This is a genomic window from Pseudoalteromonas sp. NCIMB 1079 (assembly GCF_040567695.1).
Taxonomy (GTDB): domain Bacteria; phylum Pseudomonadota; class Gammaproteobacteria; order Enterobacterales; family Alteromonadaceae; genus Pseudoalteromonas; species Pseudoalteromonas distincta.
Window position 1 is genome coordinate 2,042,058 of sequence record NZ_JBEWZA010000001.1, and the last position, 21,829, is coordinate 2,063,886.

The 21,829-nt window shown below is 39.3% G+C and carries 18 protein-coding genes and 1 pseudogene; 5 read left to right on the top strand and 14 right to left on the bottom strand.

The genetic code is table 11. The features are described 5' to 3' along the window. Position 1 precedes the first annotated feature (1 nt). A complete protein-coding gene (locus tag ABX891_RS09440; protein WP_024595068.1) occupies positions 2-712 on the top strand; it encodes a 3'-5' exonuclease in 711 nt (236 codons plus the stop codon). An 80-nt stretch (positions 713-792) separates the two neighbouring features. Here the strand turns inward: ABX891_RS09440 and ABX891_RS09445 are convergent, their stop codons facing one another. Then, a complete protein-coding gene (locus ABX891_RS09445) occupies positions 793-2,373 on the bottom strand; it encodes a BCCT family transporter (RefSeq protein WP_354629355.1) in 1,581 nt (526 codons plus the stop codon). 894 nt (positions 2,374-3,267) lie between these two features. On the opposite strand from ABX891_RS09445, the gene egtB reads away from it, so the two are divergent. Both egtB and egtD read left to right on the top strand, forming a co-directional pair. Further along, positions 3,268-4,539 (top strand): ergothioneine biosynthesis protein EgtB, encoded by a 1,272-nt coding sequence (gene egtB / locus ABX891_RS09450; protein ID WP_354629356.1) that lies wholly within the window; start codon positions 3,268-3,270, stop codon positions 4,537-4,539. Next, on the top strand, positions 4,536-5,510 hold the full coding sequence (gene egtD, locus ABX891_RS09455; protein WP_354629357.1) for an L-histidine N(alpha)-methyltransferase: 975 nt from the start codon (positions 4,536-4,538) through the stop codon (positions 5,508-5,510). Before egtB ends, egtD begins: the two co-directional genes overlap by 4 nt. 18 nt (positions 5,511-5,528) lie before the next feature. Here egtD and ABX891_RS09460 read toward each other — a convergent pair whose 3' ends face one another. The 6 genes and pseudogenes from ABX891_RS09460 to pxpB form a co-directional block, all read right to left on the bottom strand. Beyond that, a complete protein-coding gene (locus tag ABX891_RS09460) occupies positions 5,529-6,428 on the bottom strand; it encodes a PhzF family phenazine biosynthesis protein (RefSeq protein ID WP_354629358.1) in 900 nt (299 codons plus the stop codon). Continuing rightward, a complete protein-coding gene (asnB, locus tag ABX891_RS09465; RefSeq protein ID WP_354629359.1) occupies positions 6,412-8,085 on the bottom strand; it encodes an asparagine synthase B in 1,674 nt (557 codons plus the stop codon). The genes ABX891_RS09460 and asnB overlap by 17 nt, the downstream gene beginning before the upstream one ends. Before the next feature lie 153 nt (positions 8,086-8,238). Next, complete coding sequence (pcp, locus tag ABX891_RS09470) at positions 8,239-8,907, bottom strand: pyroglutamyl-peptidase I (protein WP_354629360.1); 669 nt, start codon at positions 8,905-8,907, stop codon at positions 8,239-8,241. Next, positions 8,900-9,165 (bottom strand): annotated as a pseudogene (locus ABX891_RS09475) (5-oxoproline transporter, DUF979 family subunit); the annotation flags it as partial. The pseudogene ABX891_RS09475 and the gene pcp, both read right to left, overlap by 8 nt. Positions 9,166-9,226: 61 nt before the next feature. Then, positions 9,227-10,150, bottom strand: a complete 924-nt coding sequence (locus ABX891_RS09480; protein ID WP_354629361.1) for a 5-oxoprolinase subunit C family protein — start codon at positions 10,148-10,150, stop codon at positions 9,227-9,229. Further along, positions 10,143-10,808, bottom strand: coding sequence for a 5-oxoprolinase subunit PxpB (gene pxpB / locus ABX891_RS09485; RefSeq protein WP_354629362.1), 666 nt, complete (start codon positions 10,806-10,808; stop codon positions 10,143-10,145). The genes ABX891_RS09480 and pxpB overlap by 8 nt, the downstream gene beginning before the upstream one ends. Before the next feature lie 248 nt (positions 10,809-11,056). Between pxpB and msrA the strand changes: the two genes are divergently transcribed. Further along, the gene (msrA, locus tag ABX891_RS09490; protein WP_354629363.1) at positions 11,057-12,346 is read left to right on the top strand and encodes a peptide-methionine (S)-S-oxide reductase MsrA; all 1,290 of its coding nucleotides are present in this window, start codon (positions 11,057-11,059) and stop codon (positions 12,344-12,346) included. A 134-nt stretch (positions 12,347-12,480) separates the two neighbouring features. After that, a complete protein-coding gene (locus ABX891_RS09495; RefSeq protein WP_354629364.1) occupies positions 12,481-13,257 on the top strand; it encodes a transporter substrate-binding domain-containing protein in 777 nt (258 codons plus the stop codon). Between the two features lie 605 nt (positions 13,258-13,862). Here the strand turns inward: ABX891_RS09495 and ABX891_RS09500 are convergent. The 7 genes from ABX891_RS09500 to ABX891_RS09530 form a co-directional block, all read right to left on the bottom strand. Further along, positions 13,863-14,744 (bottom strand): LysR family transcriptional regulator, encoded by an 882-nt coding sequence (locus tag ABX891_RS09500; RefSeq protein ID WP_024590165.1) that lies wholly within the window; start codon positions 14,742-14,744, stop codon positions 13,863-13,865. 333 nt (positions 14,745-15,077) lie between these two features. Then, complete coding sequence (locus ABX891_RS09505) at positions 15,078-15,734, bottom strand: CoA transferase subunit B (protein ID WP_039489749.1); 657 nt, start codon at positions 15,732-15,734, stop codon at positions 15,078-15,080. 14 nt (positions 15,735-15,748) lie between these two features. Next, positions 15,749-16,447, bottom strand: a complete 699-nt coding sequence (locus ABX891_RS09510) for a CoA transferase subunit A (protein ID WP_008135270.1) — start codon at positions 16,445-16,447, stop codon at positions 15,749-15,751. Between the two features lie 74 nt (positions 16,448-16,521). After that, positions 16,522-17,418 (bottom strand): hydroxymethylglutaryl-CoA lyase, encoded by an 897-nt coding sequence (locus ABX891_RS09515; RefSeq protein ID WP_354629365.1) that lies wholly within the window; start codon positions 17,416-17,418, stop codon positions 16,522-16,524. Further along, the gene (locus tag ABX891_RS09520; RefSeq protein WP_354629366.1) at positions 17,418-19,421 is read right to left on the bottom strand and encodes an acetyl/propionyl/methylcrotonyl-CoA carboxylase subunit alpha; all 2,004 of its coding nucleotides are present in this window, start codon (positions 19,419-19,421) and stop codon (positions 17,418-17,420) included. Before ABX891_RS09520 ends, ABX891_RS09515 begins: the two co-directional genes overlap by 1 nt. 8 nt (positions 19,422-19,429) lie before the next feature. Beyond that, the gene (locus ABX891_RS09525) at positions 19,430-20,200 is read right to left on the bottom strand and encodes an enoyl-CoA hydratase/isomerase family protein (RefSeq protein WP_354629367.1); all 771 of its coding nucleotides are present in this window, start codon (positions 20,198-20,200) and stop codon (positions 19,430-19,432) included. 12 nt (positions 20,201-20,212) lie between these two features. Next, positions 20,213-21,820 carry a carboxyl transferase domain-containing protein gene (locus ABX891_RS09530; RefSeq protein WP_354629368.1) on the bottom strand — a complete coding sequence of 536 codons (1,608 nt, stop codon included), beginning with the start codon at positions 21,818-21,820 and terminating at the stop codon, positions 20,213-20,215. Between the last annotated feature and the right edge of the window lie 9 nt (positions 21,821-21,829).

Genomic DNA, 21,829 nt, shown 5'->3' on the forward strand with positions numbered 1-21,829 from the left:
TATGAATCCGCGTAATCATAAAGCAATTGATTGGCAAGCTAGGTATAACGAGCTTGCCAATAGCACCAAAAATAAACTCCTAAAACACTTTTATGCGGGTGCTTATAATCAAGACAAAGCTGCAATAAAAGACGTGCCTTTTGTAGCAATGGATTTTGAAACAACAGGCTTAAATAGCCAAAACGACGATATAGTGAGTGTTGGTTTAGTGCCGTTCAATTTAGAGCGCATTTATTGTAAGCACAGTCGGCATTGGGTGGTGCAGCCTAGGCGAAACCTTCATGAAGAGTCTATTTTAATACATGGAATAACGCACTCTGAGGTGGACGACGCCCCCGACTTTAATCAAATTATAGAGCCTTTACTTGAAGCGCTCAGTGGTAAAGTTGTCGTGGTGCATTATGCAGCAATAGAACGTCACTTTTTAAATAATGCGTTATTGTTAAGGCTTAAAGAAGGTATTGAGTTTGCACTTGTTGATACAATGGAAATAGAAAAAAGAGCACTAAAAGCAAGGCAGGGGTTATTAGGGCGGTTGTTTAACACAAAATTAGGTTCTCTTAGGCTAACAGATTGCCGTGCGCGTTATTCCCTACCAGCATATCAAAATCACAATGCGTTAACGGATGCACTTGCTACTGCAGAACTTTTACAAGCGCAGCTGAGTTATCATTATCGTGTAGATACTCCAATCTCAGAGCTGTGGCTCTAGCTTTTAATGACCAAACAAAAAAACGCCGCAAAAATTGCGGCGCTTTCGTTACTAATTAAAAGTATTACTCACTAAAAGTATTACTTAACTGGGCGAGGCTCAGTTCGTAAACCTAAAACTAAACTTAAACACATAAATAATAATACAATAGTAAATGGCAAGCCTGTAGAGACAGCGCCTGCTTGTAGTGCTTCAATTGCTTGTGTGCCACCAATCCAAAGTAAAGCAGCTGCAATTGCGCCCTCAACCGATGCCCAAAATATACGTTGTGGTACCGGTGCATCAATTTTACCGCCAGCTGTAATTGAATCAATTACTAATGAACCAGAGTCAGATGACGTAATGAAAAATACCAACACTAATAAAATTGCAATAAACGATAAAATATTAGATAAAGGTAATTCATCAAGCATTTGGAACATAGCTAAAGGTACATCAGTTAAACCATTAGTGCCTAACGCACCAACACCATTAACTACTTGATCAATCGCAATACCACCGTAAATAGACATCCATAAAACGGTAACTAGAGTAGGAATAAGTAAAACTGCAATTAAGAATTCACGAATTGTACGACCACGTGATACACGCGCGATAAACATACCTACAAACGGCGACCAGGAAATCCACCAAGCCCAGTAAAACACAGTCCAACCATGCATCCATGTTTCGTCTTCACGACCATGAGGATTACTAAGCGGAATTATATTTTCTACATAACCCATAATTGTATTAGGAACATTACCCATAGCAACAGCAAAACCTACTAAGCAAACAAACACTAATAAAGCAAAAGCAATTAGCATATTAATGTTACTTAAAAGTTTTACGCCGCCATCAATTCCGCGCACAACAGAAATTATAGCTAGTAGTGTTACGCCCACTATTACTAATATTTGAGAGCCAACACCACCTTCTGTACCAAATACATGGTTAATCCCTGCAGAAGCTTGTTGCGCACCTAAACCTAAAGATGTTGCAAGGCCAAATAACGTAGCAAGTACAGCTAAGATATCAATGATATGACCAGGCCAACCCCAAGCTCTATCACCTAATATAGGATAAAAAATAGAACGAATTGAAAGAGGTAAACCTTTGTTGTATGTAAAAAACGCAAGAGATAAACCAACAACAGCGTAAATAGCCCAAGGGTGAAGACCCCAATGAAACATAGTTGCGCCCATTGCTAATTTTGCAGCTTCTGGTGTATTAGCGGCTACATTAAGCGGGGTTTCGTACCAACCAGTAAAGTAAGCAACTGGTTCAGCAACGCCCCAAAACATAAGGCCTATACCCATACCGGCAGCAAATAACATAGCAAGCCATGAAACGCGAGAGTGAGAAGGTTTAGCGTCATCACCACCAAGGCGAATATTACCGTAAGGAGAAACAATAAGTGCTAAACAAAAGAGTACAAAGAAGTTAGCAGCCCACATAAATAGGGCATCAAAATTATTAATAATATCGGTCTTGATACTATCAAGCGCTGTTTTTGCAGCTTGTGGGTCGGTAACAAGTATGGCGATTAAAAAGATGACAATCAGGCCCGCACTAGTTCCAAAAACAGGGTTGTGAATATCAAACCCCCACTTTTGTACGTTGTCCTGACCTACGGTGTAATCCGTGTTGTCAATACTATATTTGTCATGATTTTCCTTCATGCAATACCTCTTTAGTTGTCCTAACAAGCCAAAATAAATTCGGCGTCATATCGAATTACATTAGTCTTTAAATATTAAGTAAAAAGTAATACCGTAATTATTTGAAGACTAACTAATTTGAAGCGTGATCATACAGCTAGTAGTGTATGAGTTAAATATTAAATGTAAATGAATTTGTATTTAAAACGCTGTTTATATGGCCAAATTCATGATTTTTTCATTTAAAAGCCCTAAATTTAAAAATTCAGTGAACGTTAAAATTTAGTTTGCTATTAAAAGTATTAATTTACTTGGTTAAGTAAAAAAAGATCATTTTTAAGTAGCTTAATTAATGCTTAAATATTAGGGCTTGTTAGTTTTTTAGGATTGAAATTTATTTAATCTAGGCGCAATTTGATCGTTCCTAGTTTTATAGCTTAGCGGTTCGGTAACAGCTTATGCGTTATTTTTCATGCTTGCATGCACGTAAGAATAATCTAAAACCGGCTAGCAAAGAGCAAATTTCTCTTCAAGGCTATTATAAATTTATAAGCCGATAAGCATCTTTAATCAAGTTGTAATATGAATATGATTTAACACAACATTAGGGTATGTTGAATTTTGGCGATTGAATTTGCAGTAGTGTGTTTGGTTTTTAGGCAAGGCAGAGGCTATGTAGTGTGGTCATTCCCCATAAATAGGCGATAACGAAGCATAAATACCAAACATACACTGCCCTTTGGGTTCTTTCTAGGGACGATTAACTCTTTGTTACTCGGTTTTTACTTAGCCCACTAGGTTACAAACCTCGTGCCGCGATTTAATCGCCCCTAGATTGAACAAATTTCAATCCAAAAAGCTCAGCATGCCCTAAGCTATATTTTATAAATAGATAGGCAAAGGATTAATACTATTATGCGTGAAAGCGTTACAAACGATACCAATCAAAACGAACTTGTTAAACGCTTTTGTAGCGTTAGAGACGAAAGCCTAGCCATTATCGAACCACTCACTTTAGAAGATTGCCAATTACAAGCTATGGCTGATGCCAGTCCTACTAAATGGCATTTAGCGCATACCACGTGGTTTTTTGAAACGTTTTTACTTAGTGTTCATTGTAAACAGTACGCAGTGTTTAATCCTCACTATAAAATGCTTTTTAATTCTTATTACAATGGGATTGGAGAGCAATTTAAACGGGCAAACAGAGGAAGCTTATCTAGGCCAGGTTTAGACGAAGTGCTAGCTTACAGAGAACATGTAGATAGCCGCTTGATTGAATTACTTAAGACTGACGTTAACCCGCACATTAAAGATATTATTGAACTTGGGTTACACCACGAGCAACAGCATCAAGAGCTAATGCTTATGGACATTAAATATAACTTTTCAGTAAACCCATTATTTCCTCAATATAAAACACCGCTTTTAAGTAGCCAAAATAAATCAGTTGATATTAAACCCCTTAATTTTATCAATTTTGAACAAGCCATTATTAATATCGGCACAAATGCCGAAGATGAATTTGCATATGATAACGAGTGCCCCAAACACCAAGTACTAATTCATCCATTCAGCTTTGCTAATAGATTGGTCACTAATGGTGAATATTTAGACTTTATAAATGCCGGTGGATATAGCAATCCACAATATTGGTTAAGCGACGGTTGGGCGCATATTCAAAACACTCGTTTAACGCATCCATTATATTGGCATTACATAAATAACGAATGGTTTGAATTTACACACTATGGATTCCAGCCTTTAAATTTAAGTGCTCCCATCAGCCATGTTAGTTATTTTGAGGCCAGCGCCTATGCTAATTTTGTAAAGGCTCGCTTGCCTACAGAGTTCGAGTGGGAATATGCAGCTAAAAATACACCTACAACAGACACTAATAATAACTACCTAACACCACAACAAGCAAAAGATGATACTGAAATAAACCAGTTAACGGATTCATGTTGGCAATGGACAAACAGTGCATATTTACCATACCCCGGTTTTAAGCCTATTGAAGGAATAGCAGGGGAATACAATGGTAAGTTTATGAATAACCAAATGGTGTTACGTGGTGGGTGTGTGTTTACCCCTCAAAACCATTTACGACAAACATACCGTAATTTTTATTACCCGCATCAAGCGTGGATGTGCAGCGGGATAAGACTAGCTAAGGATATAGTATGAGCCAAGTAACAGCGATTAAGCAAAGCAACATAACCGACACTGAATTTCTAAACGACGTGATAAGCGGATTAACTCAACAACAAAAAACGCTTCCGTGTAAATATTTTTATGATGATAAAGGTGCTGCATTATTTGAGCAAATAACAACTTTACAAGAGTATTATGTTACACGTACTGAGCTTTCTATATTAGCGCAACACTCAAAGTCGATTGCTCAAATGCTACCTGAAAACCTCTCTATTATAGAGCCCGGCTGTGGCTCGGGTAAAAAGGTAGCCTATTTATTAGCGCATATGGCAAACGTTAAAACCTTTGTACCGTTTGAAATATCTGAGGAGATGCTCAGTTATTCACTTGCACATTTGTCACCGTTATTTCCAGATTTGGCAATTTCGCCATTATTAGGAGACTTTACACATAGCCAAATGGTCAAACAGCTAACCAAAGACACCGCTTTAGACAGTCAAACTAATTTGGTGTACTTTCCGGGCTCTACTCTTGGTAATTTTGCCCCAGTTAAAGCCATAGAAATTATGAATAATTTCCATCGCTTATGCGGTGTAAATGGTTATGTATTAATTGGGGTTGATTTAGTAAAAGAGCGCCAAGTGTTACTTGATGCATATAACGATAAAGCGGGAGTCACCGCCGCGTTTAATAAAAATTTACTGGAACGTATTAATAATGAGCTAAATGGTACATTTAATTTAGATAACTTTAGCCACGAGTCACGCTTTAACGAGCAACATAGCCGTATTGAAATGCATTTAGTAAGTAACTGTAATCAAAGCGTGATTATAAATGATCAGCAAATAGACTTTATTGAAGGTGAAAGCATTCATACGGAAAACTCTCACAAGTACACGCTTGAGTCGTTTAAGCAGCTTGCAGCGCAAGCTAATTTAAAGTTAGAGCAAACATGGCAAGACGATAGTAACTATTTTGCATTGTGCTTATTAAGGCCGCTTTAAACGTTACTTAAGTTATCTTTAATAAATGACAACTTTAGCATTGCTAAACTCATAGCTTAGCAATGCACCATTATTTGATTGCTGTATAAGCTTAGCTTTATTTAAACCATGTAGTCTAAATAGCAGGGGGGCAATAACAGATACCGCAGAGCCCGTTGCACTGTCCTCATTTACTCCAAACTGGGGGGCAAAATATCTAAAATGCGCTATGGCATTTTTTTTGTCTATATTTTTTATACTAAGCGCTATAACTGCATTTTTGTGGAGTTTACTCAAAGCTTTAAAATCAACGTGTAAGCTTTTTAAATCGTCTTTTTCAACGTCTTTACTAAATTCTTTATTAAATTCTTTATTAAATTCTTCATTAAATTCTTCATTAAATAACACAACCGTATAACCGTTATTTTCGCCGGTACTGTAGGCTGCTTTTATTGCTAATGAAAACACACTTTGTAACTCATCTTTAGCTAATTCGCTTTTTTTAGGCTCTATACTTTTTAGTAACAACTGGGCGCGTTGGTTTTTTACTCTTATAGTAAAACGCTCATTACTCATTGATATAAATACTTCAGGGCAATAACCAAAATACTTTATTAAAAAATTAGCGGCCGCTAAAGTACCATGACCACAGCGTTTAATTTCACTTGTTTGGTTAAACCAGCGAATATTACAATGGCGTTTAGTTATCTCATTTTGATTTAAAAATACGGTAGCAGGGTGATTTGATTGTGATGCAATATATTGCATTGTTTTTGATGTTAACCCAATTTTATAAATAACAATTAAAGCACTTGAGCCTTTTAAGTTATTTGCAGGGCTATAAAAAACAGATTCGGTGGAAGTGAGTTTTATACAGCGAAGCGTAAGCCATTTGGGCTTACGCTTCGTTAAACAAAGAGTATTAACCTTTGCTTGCATATGCGTCGTTATGAACGCCAGCAGCACGACCTGATGGATCTGCATTGTTTTGGAACGATGCGTCCCATGCAAGTGCTTCAGGAGTCGAACACGCTACCGATTTACCATGTGGCACACATTTAGCTGATGCATCACCAGGAAAGTGCGATTCAAAAATAGTACGGTAGTAGTAAGCTTCTTTTGAATCTGGCGTATTAATAGGGTATTTAAATTTAGCATTTGCAAGCTCTTGATCGCTCACTTGCTCATTTACAAACTCTTTTAACGTATCAATCCAACTGTAACCAACACCGTCTGAAAATTGCTCTTTTTGGCGCCATAAAACTTCATCAGGCAAGTAGCCATCAAAACCTTCACGTAAAATGTGTTTTTCGATTTTGCCATCTTTACACATTTTGGCTTCAGGGTTGATACGCATAGCAACATCAACAAATTCTTTATCAAGGAACGGTACACGTGCTTCAACGCCCCATGCTGCCATTGATTTATTAGCACGTAAACAGTCAAACATATGCAGTTTTGATACTTTACGGTTTAGCTCTTCATGAAACTCTTGTGCGTTAGGGGCTTTATGGAAGTATAAGTAACCACCAAATAGCTCATCAGCACCTTCGCCAGATAACACCATTTTAATGCCCATTGCTTTAATTTGGCGAGCCATTAAGTACATAGGTGTAGAGGCACGAATCGTTGTTACATCATACGTTTCAATATGGTAAATCACTTCACGCAGTGCATCAATACCTTCTTGAATGGTAAAAATGATAGGGTGGTGAATAGTACCAATCATGTCAGCTACTTTTTGGGCAGCGGCTAAATCAGGTGAGCCCTCAAGGCCTACTGAAAAAGAATGCAGCTTAGGCCACCATGCATCGCTCTCGTCGTTATCTTCAATACGTTTTGCAGCAAAACGCTGGGTAATAGCAGAGATAACCGATGAGTCTAAACCACCAGAAAGTAATACACCGTAAGGCACGTCACACATTAGCTGGCGTTTAACGGCCGCTTCTAATGCATCTTTAACGTCTTGCGCTTCTGCACTGTTATCTTTAACTGCATCAAATGTTTCCCAATCACGTTTGTAATAAGGCGTCATTTTGCCATCTTTGCTGTACAGGTAATGCCCTGGTGGAAATTCTTCAATATGCTTACAAATTGGAGAAAGTGCTTTTAGCTCAGAAGCAACGTAAAAGTTACCGTGCTCGTCATGACCGGTGTAAAGCGGGATAATACCAATATGGTCACGGCCAATTAAGTAAGCGTCATTTTCTTCATCGTATAAACAAAATGCAAAAATGCCATTTAGATCATCTAAAAAGTCAGGCCCTTTTTGTTTATAAAGCGCTAAAATAACTTCACAGTCTGATTGAGTTTGAAAAGTAAAATCAACATCTAGCTCTGCTGCAAGTTCTTTATGATTATAAATCTCGCCATTAACCGCTAAAATATTTGTTTTTTCAGGATTGTATAAAGGCTGTGCACCGCTTGATACACCAACAATAGCTAAACGCTCATGTACTAAAATAGCTTTTTCAGATGCATATACGCCAGACCAATCTGGGCCACGGTGTCTAAGCAGCTTGGACATTTCAATTGCTTGGGTACGCAATTGAGCGGGATCAGATTTAATATCTAATACCCCAAAAATTGAACACATAGTAACTCCTCATTCCTATTATGTGTGCAGCAAAGCCAATTTGCTGTGCTGCGAAACCTTGTTTTATCAGAAAAAATTACTCAAGTCACATAGCTTTTATAATTAATTAAGAATAATTTATGCACCAAGTTATATGTAACCGCACCAAAGTGGTTAATGCGTAGTGCCTGCTGCTATTTTTACGTCGTTATTATTGTTCAAAGCTTGTGCAATCATCACTTTTAGCGCGTTAATAACAGTGTCTTCACACATGCTTGGTGCGCCATTGTGGTGCACAGCTTGGCTTGGTAAATATGGAATATGCACAAAGCCACCTTTCATTACAGCGCAATGATCATTTATGTAATGCATAAGGCCATACATAACATGATTGCATACATACGTACCTGCCGTATTGGAAATGGCAGCAGGTATATTGCTGTTGTGCAGTGCTTGTAACATACGCTTTATTGGTAAATTTGTGAAATAGGCATCAGGGCCATTTTTTTCTATTGGTGTATCGACAGGTTGCTTACCTGCATTGTCTTTAATACGTGCATCGTCAACGTTTATTGCAATACGCTCAATTGATATTTCGCTGCGCCCACCGGCTTGGCCTATACATAAAACAACCGCCGGATTATGTGACTCAATGGCGTTTATAAGCTGACTAATAGACGTATTAAACTCAAAGGAAAGTTCTAGTGTACATATTTTATGTTTCATGATGATAGTTTCATCAAGTTTTTGCACTGCTTGCCAAGAAGGATTGATAGCTTCGCCATCAAAAGGCGCAAAGCCGGTAATTAATACACACGCCATAGAAGAAGTTGATTTAGTCATTACACACCAAGCTATACATTAAAATAATATTAACGGCGAGTAAGGTAACTGCCGTCTGAATTTGAACCTTAATTACATAGTACTTATTTTTTAAGTCTAAAAGAGCTGCAGGAAGAATATTAAATTTGCTGCCATAGGCGTCATTAACATACAGCAATAGCCGCTATACATGACGAGCGCAACTAATGGAGCAGGGCTTGCGCCATGACCTTCAATTAAAAATGCCATACCTACACAATACAAAACAACCATCATAAACGATTATCAGGGCCAATAATTTAAGTCGAACATAGCTTTCCTATTTATTTTTAGAATATTTTTATAGGTTATTTTTAAGTGCAAGGCTCAATTGATGTAGGTGTCCGTCAAGTTTCTGCTTCGCATTTGCTGCTTCTTCAAACGTTACATATTTAAACTCAACAGTATCTAAAGGTCTAAACTGTGCAAATTGACGTAAGTCGGCTTCAATAACAGTCCCTAGCAGAGGGTAGCCCCCTGTAGTTTGGCCATCATTTAGTAACACAATTGGCTCTCCACTTGGTGGCAGTTGAATACTCCCAGGGCTCACCCCTAATGATGGCAAAGAGTGCGAATGCCCCAAATTATTTTTATGCTCAAGCCTTACACCCATTCGGTTACTATTATTGCTGACTTTAAAAGCGGTAGACACAAAGTTGCTAAGTATAGTCTCGCCTAATAAGTCGGCATGAGGGCTTATTAGGCGTATAAGTTTGCGCTGGGCGGGAGCAATTGCGCCTACCTTTATAAACTCTCCATAATAAGGAGTAATAGGTATTTCATCACCAGTGGTGAGAGATCTACCTTCAAAACCACCAAAACATGCGTTTAAATCTGTAGATTTAGAACCCATAACCTCAGCATTTTGTATACCGCCTTTCACTGCTAAATAAGCTCTTAAGCCCGCTCTACCAGTAGCAAAACTTAGGACTTGTTTGTTTTTTACTGCGTATGTCCAACCAGGATAAATTGCATGTCCATCAAGGGTTGCTTGCAAATCTGCACCATGAAGCGCAATTACTGTGTCGCAGGTAAATTCCAGTTCGCACAAACCTACAGTTATTTCTAAAACGGCATCATTGTCGTTATTGTTAAGTAATCTATTAGCAATGATTTGTGCATAAGGGTCTAGGCTGCCCGCTTTGCTTACACCTAAATGGCGGTAGCCTTCACGGCCAAAATCTTGAATTGTAAGTAATACACCACTTTTAAGTACTTTAATCATGATTTGCTCCTTTATTAACGAGCGGAACAAATTCAAGCGTATCGCCTGGTTGAATTAAACAAGGTTGCTCAGAGGTCGAATCAAACAAAGCAGTATCTGTATGACCTATTATATGCCAACCACCTGGGGTATCTGCGGGGTAAATGCCGGTTTGTGCAGCACCTATCGCAACAGAGCCTTTAGGAACCCTAGTACGTGGCTCATCACGTCTTGGTGTATGTAATTGCTCATTTAAGCCATGTAGGTAAGCAAAACCGGGCTGAAAGCCTAAAAATAAAACGTGGTACTTGGTTTTACTATGAATATTAATAACTTCATCGGCACTTAAATTATGATAGCGAGCCACGTAATTAATGTCCTCACCCTTGTATGAGGTTTTGATTAAGTGATGCTGCCCCTTAAAAGTACTCGTTTTAATCTCATTCCACAGCGAAGGTAGCACTTGTAACCACTGTTTTAAGTGTTTATCTGATTTTAAATAAAGAGTGAGCGAGTTCATGGCGGGCACTAAATCGCTAAATTCATCAGTGCTTTTACAGTGGCTAGCTAAAGCCCAAATTTTCTTTTGAATAGAGAGTCTATCTGTAGCGTCTAAATGCGATGCATCAAACAGTAAACTACTGTTTGTTAATGCATAAATATGAGGAGCTGGCTTCATTAAATAAACCTATTTGTACAACATTATTTAAACGTAACACAGTTTTATTAATTTATTTACACCATTGCGACTAAGTGGTTATGTTTATTGCCCAACTTACTTTAAGAGTAGTTTTATATTCAATTAATCGTATTTAACTTATTGAGGACCAAAACTTAATACGCTTCGTACTAAATAAGTAATTAGGTTGAAATGAAAATTAGGATAAGGAGGTCTTAGTTAGCACGCACTTGTTTAAGAGGTACTTTATGAAACACCAGCATTTATTATATTTATCAGGCGCTGCTATTATATTTAGCGCAGGCAGCTTTGCTTTATCTATGGAAAAGGTTGAGCACAGTAATGTAGAAGCCACCATGCATGTAGAAACCATTGTACTTGGATCGGGTTGTTTTTGGGGAGCCGAAAAACGCTACGAAGCGCTTAATGGCGTTATTGATGCTGAATCGGGGTACGCTGACGGCAATGGCTTTAAAGCTACCTACAGAAATATTACTAATCAGTCTCGTCGTTTTGACGAGAACAATTATGCTGAAGTTGTACAAGTTATGTATAACAGCAATATAATTTCAGCAGAAGATCTCTTAAAAAACTATTTTGAAAGTCACGACCCTACACAAAAAAATCGCCAAGGTAACGACATTGGTACTCAATATCGCTCAATTGTATTAACGACTACTGATGCACAAGCTAAAGTAGCTGAGCAAGTTAAATCGCAATATCAGCAGCTTTTAACTGATGCAAGCTATGGCAAAATTGAAACAGTTATTAAACCGCTTCAAGGTTTTGTATCGGCAGAAGAGTATCATCAAAATTATTTAGAAAAGAACCCTAATGGCTATTGCCCAGATCATTCTACCGGTGTTGTTTTTAATAAAACACCTGTAGAAAAAGTAGATAACACGGCTTTATTATCAGGGAAACAAATCGTAGTCTTAGATTCACGTGAATACTGCCCATATTGTGAAAAGTTTAAAAAAGCAGTCGCAAATGATTACAAAGGGACAATACCAATGTCGTTTCGCCATGCTGACCAACTTGATGATTTAACTATTAAGTCAGCCACGTGGGCAACACCAACCATTTTGTTTTTAGAAAATGGTATTGAGGTATATGGTCGTCAAGGTTATGCAACGCCTGAAGAGTTTTATAAAGCATTAGGCGCTTTTAAATTAGGTAACAGTGATGCTTATAAAGTTGCATTTGATGCACGAACAGATAGACCTTACTGCAAAGAGTACAAAGAGTTTAAAAACACACCTGACGGTACTTTTGTTGATAAATTAAGTGGCGAGCCACTATTTGATACAAGCGATAGGTTTAACTCCGGTACTGGTTGGTTGTCGTTTAAGCACCCAGTAAAAAGTAGTGTAACGCAGCATGACGATAGCAGCTGGGGAATAACACGTATTGAGCTACGTTCTAAAAGTACAGGTATTCATCTTGGTCATTTATTCCCAGGAGAAGGCCCTAGAGGCACAGACCGCTACTGTATAAACGCAACAGTACTCGATTTTGTACCAAGAGATAAAAGCTAAACCTTTTACTTTGTAAAGCCTGATTTTAATCAGGCTTTTTTTTGCATAAAATAAAATAGATTTATCATATTCTTTGCAAATTTGTTAAAATTAAAGCGTTGAGCTACACATCAATAATATTACTTAGGTTGTAAATGAATCAATTTATAAAAATAACAACGCAGTTAATGTATTTGCCATTCGCTTTACTGCTTTTAATAAACAACGCTAAATCAGCGACTCATTACGTAGTAGGCGTAGAGAATATAGAATACCTTCCATACTACGATGGTAGTCGGGCTGATAACCGCGACTATTATGGTTTCAGTCAAAAGTTACTTACCTTGTTTGCCCAGCAGCATGACTTTGAGTTTGAGTTTTACACACTACCTATTAATCGACTTTACAAAAAATTTGTGGAACATCGCCATGTCGACTTTAAGTATCCAGATAACCCTAGCTGGAAATCAAGCTACAAAGCTTCATTTATTGATGTAAATGAAATTATTTATTCGCAGCCAACCGTTGTGACTAAAACGGGTATTGCGAGTTTAAATAAAAATATCACTATTGATGAATGCGTTAGTTTTGCAACGGTGAGAGGGTTTACGTCTCAAAGCTTTAAACCTTTAATGAATAACGAAAACGTTGAGCTAATTGAAACAGCTAACGTAATGGAATTAATAGGGATGCTTTTAAAAGAGCGAGTGGAGTGTATTTACATATCTAACGATGTATTAAACTATAATATTGTTAAATATTTCAAATTAACCCGACCCGTTTATTTTCAAAACGAATTGCCGACAGATTTACAAGCCTTTTTATTATCGTCGATTGACTATCCTGAGGTAGTTAAGCAATTTGATACATTTTTGCTTTCACATAAAGTGCAAATAAGTAAATTAAAAAAAGAATATCAAATTAAAAATTAACTAAAAAAGCCCCGTAAGTTATAACTTACGGGGCTTTTAAAAGTATTAAACTTATATTGCATATCATGTGGTTTGCGCCAAAAATAAAAACAGTTCAAGCCAAGTCACCACCTAACTTGAACCGCTTTTTCACACTGACAACATCTTCACACACAATATAAAGATTCTGTTTACTACGCTTTGGTAGCTTTGTATTGCATACCATGTGGTTTGCGCCAAAAATAAAAACAGTTCAAGCCAAGTCACCACCTAACTTGAACCGCTTTTTCACACTGACAACATCTTACACACACAATATAAGATTCTTTTCACTGCTAAGTTTGAGTTACTAAAACTCAAAAGGTTGCATTTATTGCTCTTAAAAAACAAATTAACTAAGTTGTTTTGAGCTGATGAAGTAACTTTAATATTTAACTTTACTTTCGACAAACGATAAAAATGAAACCAATGAGTGAAAAAAATTAAACTATAGACTTTAGTCTAATGCCCGGCGTTAAGTTTATGTATTTAAATAAAAAATATTATTAAAAATTGCAGAGAGGTTTAGACCAGTTCAGTAATACAACACAGAGTAGGTTGTATTACTCAACTCGTCTAATAGGGGATTATTCTTGGATTTTTCTAAACGTATTTACAACCCACTTCGCAAATAAATCAAGGGGGTGATTAGGCGTGCTTGATTCGTGCTGCACTAAATAGTATTTATCTTTAGTTGTTAAAGGCTGTTCGAATAATTTGTAAAGCCATTGCTCATCTAGCCAGCTTTGGCTAATAGGCAGTGGAATAAGTGCAATGCCCATGCCTTGCTGCGCTGCACGCGCTACACCAAACATGCTATCTATTTGAATAATCTGCGAAGGAGAAAAATCATCAATCCCTGCTTTTTCGGCCCACTGATGCCAAGCCCAAGGGCGAGCTTTGTGCAAGATTAGCGGAACTTGGTTAAGGGCTTGACGATGATCGTCCCTCCACTGATCGAGCAATTTTTTATTACATGCAGGAATATATTCAAGGTTAAACAACTCAGTCGCTAACCCTTCAGTAGGTTTACCAGAGGACAATACAATAGATAAATCGCTATGACGCGTTAATTCTTTGCGTGTTTTAAGCGTGTCCATTTGCAGGTTTATATTAGGATGCTCTGACGTCCACTCACTTAATTTAGGCATGAGTAGTTCGCTGGCAAAAAATTCAGGCAGGGTAATCGTCAAATTTGTATTTTGCTGCATCTGACTAAACTCGTTAATGGTGCCCTCTAACATTGTGATGATAGGAGACACAGCATCAAAAAAGTTTTTACCCGCTGTGGTTAAGCTAATTGAACGCGTTTTACGTTGAAAAAGCTCAATACCAAGTTGTTCTTCAAGTTGCTTTATTTGATGGCTTACCGCAGACGGCGTTAAGTACAGCTCATTAGCTGCATGCTTAAAACTTAGGCTTCTTGCGGCAAAGCAAAAAGAGCGAAGGCCACGAATAGGAGTTTGCATGTTTTCCAGAATTATTTAATTTATTGAGACGCCTTACTTAGGCAAAATTTAAACCAACTATTTAATACATAAATATCAGTATGTTAAAAATAAATTTAGCGCTAGTTCACAAAAAGGGTGCAGGCTATCCACAAAATAGTGCAAAGAATCTAAGCGCTTACATTTAATTTATATTTGTATTATAGATAAAATTTACTACAGATGTATGAATGACGGTAAAAATAATGACAAAAGATAAAAAAAATCCCTCGTGAGAGGGATTTTGGGTAACTCAGCGCCATTGGCACTGGGAATGAGGTCGGTACAGGGTAAAGCGTTATTTTAAGCTAAAGCCTAAAAAACCATTTCTGGAACTTCACCGTCAACAAGTAATTTACCTGCTGTTTTACTAATGATTTCATCAACAGATACGCCCGGAGCACGCTCTAATAGATGAAATGCGCCGTCTTTAACTTCTAATACGGCTAAATCTGTCACTATTTTTTTAACGCAATTAACGCCAGTAAGCGGTAAAGAGCAGGCTTCTAATAGTTTAGAGTCACCATGCTTACTTGCATGGGTCATAGTAACAATAATGTTTTTCGCGCCAGCGACTAAATCCATCGCGCCACCCATGCCTTTAATCAGCTTTTTAGGGATCATCCACGATGCGATGTTGCCATTCTGGTCAACTTCAAATGCACCCAGAACGGTTAAGTCTACATGACCACCCCGTATCATGGCAAAACTATCTGCACTATTAAATATGGCTGCACCAGTGGCTGCTGTCACGGTTTCTTTACCCGCGTTAATCATATCGGCGTCTAGCTCTGCTTTAGTTGGGTACGGGCCCATGCCTAAAAGGCCATTTTCGGACTGTAACATAACTTCAATATCATCTGGTACATAGTTTGCGACGAGTGTCGGAATTCCTATGCCCAAATTTACGTAGTAACCGTCTTGTAGTTCTTGTGCAACGCGCATTGCAACTTGTTCACGTGATAATGCCATAATTTTGCTCCTGCTTAATCTCGTGTTGTTACACGTTCAATGCGTTTTTCAAAGCTGCCTTTAATAACGCGATTTACAAAAATACCCGGGGTATGAATTTGGCTTGGTTCAAGCTCACCCGGCTCTACAATTTCTTCTACTTCGGCAACGGTAATTTTGCCCGCTGTTGCCGCCATTGGATTAAAGTTCATGGCGGTGTGTCTAAACACTAAATTACCAAAGCGGTCGGCTTTCCACGCTTTAACAATAGCAAATTCACCCGTTATAGATTCTTCTAAAATATACGGGCGACCATTAAATTCTTTTACGTCTTTGCCTTCAGCAACTGGAGTACCGTAACCAGTTGCGGTGTAAAACGCAGGTATACCCGCGCCACCAGCACGCATTTTTTCAGCTAGTGTACCTTGAGGCGTAAGCTCTACATCAATTTCGCCACTTAATAACTGCTGCTCGAATAGGGCATTTTCGCCAACGTACGAGGCAACTACTTTTTTAATTTGTTTGTCTTGTAATAAAATACCTAAACCAAAGTCATCAACACCACAGTTATTAGATACTACGGTTAAGTTTTTTGTTTGCATGTGCTTAATTTGTTTAATTAAGCCCTCAGGAATACCACATAAACCAAAACCACCGGCAATAATGGTATCGCCGTCTTTTAACCCTTCCATTGCAGCTTCGTAACTAGAAACTACCTTATCAAAACCGGCCATGAGTCTCTCCTCATTGTGTGCTATTTGTTGTTAATTATCTTGTGTAAGTAGTGAATTATCATTTTATGAGATAGTTATTTAGTGTGTAGTGCCACAGATACTTTGCTCACAGGTTGCTTACCAAGTGCTTTGGTTATTTCCCAGCCAGCGTCACTTAACCTTTGTAAATCAATTCCATGCTCAATGCCAAGCCCTTGCAGTAAGTAAACAACATCTTCGGTGGCAACATTTCCTGACGCCCCCTTAGCATAAGGACAGCCACCAAGGCCCGCAACAGCCGCGTCAACCGTTGCAATACCTAGGCTTAAAGCTGCGTAAATATTTGTGAGCGCTTGGCCGTATGTATCATGAAAATGCACGGCCAACTTGGCTTTATCAATGTGCGTTAAAAGTAACTCGATTAATTGCATTACTTTTTTTGCGGTGCCAACACCTATGGTATCGCCAAGGCTTACTTCGTAACAGCCTAAATCTAATAGCTTTTGCGATACACTTAGTACTGCTTGCGGGTCAATATCACCCTCATAGGGGCAACCGAGTACACAGCTTACATAACCACGTACACGAATATTATTAGCTTTAGCAAACGCCATTACTTCGCTAAAACGTTCAATACTTTCGTCTATTGAGCAGTTGATATTTTTTTGACAAAACGACTCACTCGCAGCTGTAAATATAGCAAACTCTTTAATACCAACAGCGTGCGCTGCTTGTGCACCTTTTAAGTTAGGTGTAAGGGCGCTTAAATTTACATTGGGTAAATCTAGCGCTGATATTACATCCGCTGAGTCTGCCATTTGTGGCACCCACTTAGGGGAGACAAACGCGCCAGCTTCAATATCTTTTAAGCCAGCAGCACTTAGGGCGTTAATAAGCGCTACTTTATCGGCTGTGCTTACTGTTTTTTCGTTTTGTAGGCCGTCTCGCGCGCCAACTTCAACAATACGTACTTTATTTGGAAAGGCACTCATTATGCACCTTCCTCTGTTGTATCTTCGACAATAGCAAGTAAGGCTCCATGCGTTACTAATTCGCCTTCACCAAAACAGTAGCTTCTTAAAATGCCGTCGTGTGGTGCGTTAAGCGTGTATTCCATTTTCATGGCTTCGATAATAACAACCGCATCGCCTTTGGTAATTGTGCTACCAATGTCGATTAAGTGCTTAACTACTGTGCCATTAAGCGGCGCGGCAAGTGGCAAAGCTTCGCTTTCGTGCGAACTAATATAATGTTTATCAACTAGTTCAAGCTTAGTTTGCAGTGCTTTATTCATAACAGTGATAATATTGCCCGCAGTACTATTACCAACCGTAGTTACGTGCGCGCTATGTTTTTCACCATTAATAAATACAGTGCACAGATTATTATTTAATGTGCCTTGTAGTTTAAATACATGTTCGTTATGCGTAATACTATAGCCCGCTGTCGTTTTTATAGCGCTTAGCTGTAAATCGGCAAAAGGGACTTTAATTGCTTGTGGTGAATTGAGTGTAAATCCAGTTAGTTGTTGCCACGGGCTTGCACTGCTTTGCGCATTTTGGGTGTTAGTTAACGATTCTAAATACGCAAAAGCAGCAATAAGCTGGCTTGTTTGCAATAACGATTCGTCAACAGCAACTAACGAATCACCTTGCTCAGCAATAAAGTGTGTGCTTGGCGCACCTTGTTTAAACGTGGGGTGGCTTGCTAAATTATGTAAAAAGCCAATGTTAGTGCTAAAACCCGCTAAATGAAATTGCTCAAGGGCTTGTTGTAAGCGGCTCAGTGCTTGTTCGCGATTGTCGTCGTGCACAATAAGTTTTGCAATCATTGGATCGTAAAACGGGCTGATTTCGTCGCCTTGTGCAATGCCTGTATCAATGCGTACAAATTCACTGTTAAGCGGTGTGTGTAGTGCTTCAATAGTGCCCGAGCACGGAATAAAGTCGTTGGCTGGATCTTCTGCGTATACACGTGCTTCAAAGCTATGACCCTGCAATTGAATATCACTTTGTGTCAGTGGCAATGTTTGCCCACCCGCAATATTAATTTGCCAATTGACTAAATCTACACCCGTTACCATTTCGGTCACAGGGTGTTCTACTTGAAGGCGCGTATTCATTTCCATAAAGAAAAATTCATCGCCACACAGTAAAAACTCAACCGTACCTGCGCCTCTATAATTTATAGCCAGTGCACAACGTACAGCCGCTTCGCCCATTTCTTTGCGTAGTTCGTCAGATAAACCCGGAGCAGGGGCTTCTTCAATTACTTTTTGATGACGACGTTGCAAAGAACAATCACGATCGCCTAAATAAACACAGTTACCGTAGTTATCTGCAAATACTTGCACTTCAACATGGCGAGGCTGGTTAACGTAGCGCTCAAGTAATACTAAATCGTTACCAAAACCGGCAATCGCTTCACGTTGCGCACCTTGTAGTGCGCTCATAAAGTCTTTTGCTTCTTGTACAACGCGCATACCTTTACCACCGCCACCAAAGGCGGCTTTAATGAGTACAGGGTAGCCAATTTTTTCAGCTTCACTTTGTAAAAAAGCAGGGTCTTGTTTATCACCGTAATAACCAGGTACTAATGGCACATTAGCAGCTGCCATTATTTCTTTAGCGCGGGTTTTAGACCCCATTGCTTCAATACTGCTTGCTGGTGGTCCTATAAAAGCAATGTTATTAGCTTCGCAGGCTCTAGCAAATTCGCTGTTCTCAGATAAAAAACCATAGCCTGGGTGAATACAATCAGAGCCGCAGTCTTTGGCAACTTGTAAAATTTTGTCTGTTACTAAATACGAATCTTTACTTGGCGCAGCACCAATATGGTAAGCCTCGTCAGCCATTTTTACGTGCTGGGCATGTTTGTCTGCATCAGAATAAACTGCGACCGTGGTTAAGCCCATTTGTTTTGCGGTGCGTATTACTCGGCACGCAATTTCTCCACGATTGGCAATCAGTATTTTTTGTAATCGTTGTGTGTTCATAATCAATCCTACAGTTGCCAAGCGGGTGGGCGTTTATCAAAAAAAGCAGTTAGCCCTTCTTGACCTTCTTCAGATACGCGAATTTTTGCAATACGCTCTGCGGTAAGTTCAATGAGTTCATCGGTTATTGGTTTATTTGCTACATCGTTAATTAATGCTTTTGCTGCTTTTACTGCAACAGGTCCGTTATCAATCAGTGTTTGCAGCATATTATCGAGCGCACAGTCTAAATTACCGGTTACTTGATGAATTAAACCAAGTTGCTTAGCAGTATGTGCATCAAACACTTCAGCCGTTAAAAAGTACCTGCGAGCAGCGCGTTCACCAATCGCTTTAATGACATACGGGCTAATAACAGCCGGAATAAGACCCAGCTTTACTTCGCTTAAACAAAATTGCGCATCGTCTTTACTAAGGGCTATGTCGCAACAGGCTATTAAACCTAGAGCACCACCAAAAGCAGCACCTTGCACAGCGCAAATTGTAGGATGAAGGGATCTTGCCAATACCTGCATTAATTTAGCCAATTGCATCGAATCAGCTAGGTTATCGGCGTAGTTGTTATCCGCCATAGACTTCATCCAGGCTAAATCGGCACCGGCTGAAAAGTGTTTACCCTCTGTTTTTAAAACCAGGGCACGAATATCAAGCGTATTTGCATGTTCAATACATTGGATCAGCTCATGTATTACTTCGCTGTTAAATGCGTTTCTTTTTTCTAGGCGGCTTAACACAAGTACAGCCACATTAGATTTTGTTATTTGTAGTGTTACTGACATTTTGCGCTCCGGTTACATTCTAAATACGCCAAATTTCGAATCACGTTTTGGTGCGTTATTCGCAGCCGTTAACGCAAGACCTAAGACATTACGCGTGTCAGCAGGGTCTATAATACCGTCATCCCACAAGCGTGCGCTGGCGTAATACGGATGACCTTGCTCTTCGTACTGGTCAATAATTGGCTTTTTAAAGTCACTGATTTCTTGCTCGCTCATGCTTTGGCCTTTACGCGCTAAACCATCTTGTTTAACTTGCGCCATTACACCCGCTGCTTGCTCGCCGCCCATTACCGAAATACGGGCATTAGGCCACATCCACATCATGGTTGGTTCAAATGCACGACCACACATTCCGTAGTTACCGGCGCCGTAAGAGCCGCCAATAAGTACTGTAAATTTAGGTACATCAGCACACGAAACCGCCATCACCATTTTAGCGCCGTGCTTTGCAATGCCTTCGGCTTCGTATTTTTTACCCACCATAAAGCCGGTAATATTTTGTAAAAAAACTAAAGGAATATTGCGCTGAGCACACAGCTGAATAAAGTGCGCGCCTTTTTGCGCCGACTCACTAAATAAAATACCGTTATTAGCCACTATGCCAACAGGATTGCCATAAAGACTGGCAAAACCGGTGACCAGCGTTTCACCAAAATAGCGTTTAAATTCATCAAATGATGAGTCATCTACAGTGCGCGCTATTACTTCGCGTACATCAAATGGCTTTTTAAGGTCGGTGCCTACAATGCCGTAAAGCTCGTTAATATCATAACGCGGTGGTTTTACATCATCTAGAAGAGGGGCTGTAGGGCGTGTGTAATTAATACGCTCAATACATTGGCGCGCAATAGAAAGCGCATGGGCGTCGTTTTCAGCAAAGTGATCGGCAACACCCGAAATTTTACAGTGCACGTCGGCTCCGCCTAGTTCTTCGGCGGTTACTTCTTCGCCTGTTGCTGCTTTTACAAGGGGCGGACCTGCTAAAAATATAGTGCCTTGATCTTTTACAATAATGCTTTCATCGGCCATAGCAGGTACGTACGCACCACCTGCGGTACATAATCCCATTACCACGGCAATTTGTGGAATGCCTTTGCCCGACATACGGGCTTGGTTATAAAAAATACGACCAAAATGCAACTTATCTGGAAATACATCATCTTGCTCTGGCAGATTTGCACCGCCCGAATCCACCAAATAAATACACGGTAAGTGGCAACGCTCGGCGATATCTTGTGCGCGTAAATGCTTTTTAACGGTAAGCGGAAAATATGTACCGCCTTTAACCGTGGCATCGTTTGCAATAATCATGCATTCAACGCCTTTAACACGGCCAATACCGGCTACAACGCCTGCACAAGGTATTGCTTGTTCGTACACACCAAAGGCAGCAAACTGTGAAATTTCTAAAAACGGTGAGCCTTCGTCAATTAATGTATTTATGCGGTCGCGTACAAATAATTTACCACGGCCTTCGTGGCGCTCCTTTAATGCAGCGCCTCCACCTTGGCAAATTGTGGCTACTTTACTGCGTAAATCATCCACCAGCGCTGACATATTTTTATGGTTTTGCACAAACGTTGGATCGTGAGGATTAACGCTCGATTTTAAAATAGTCATGGTTTAATC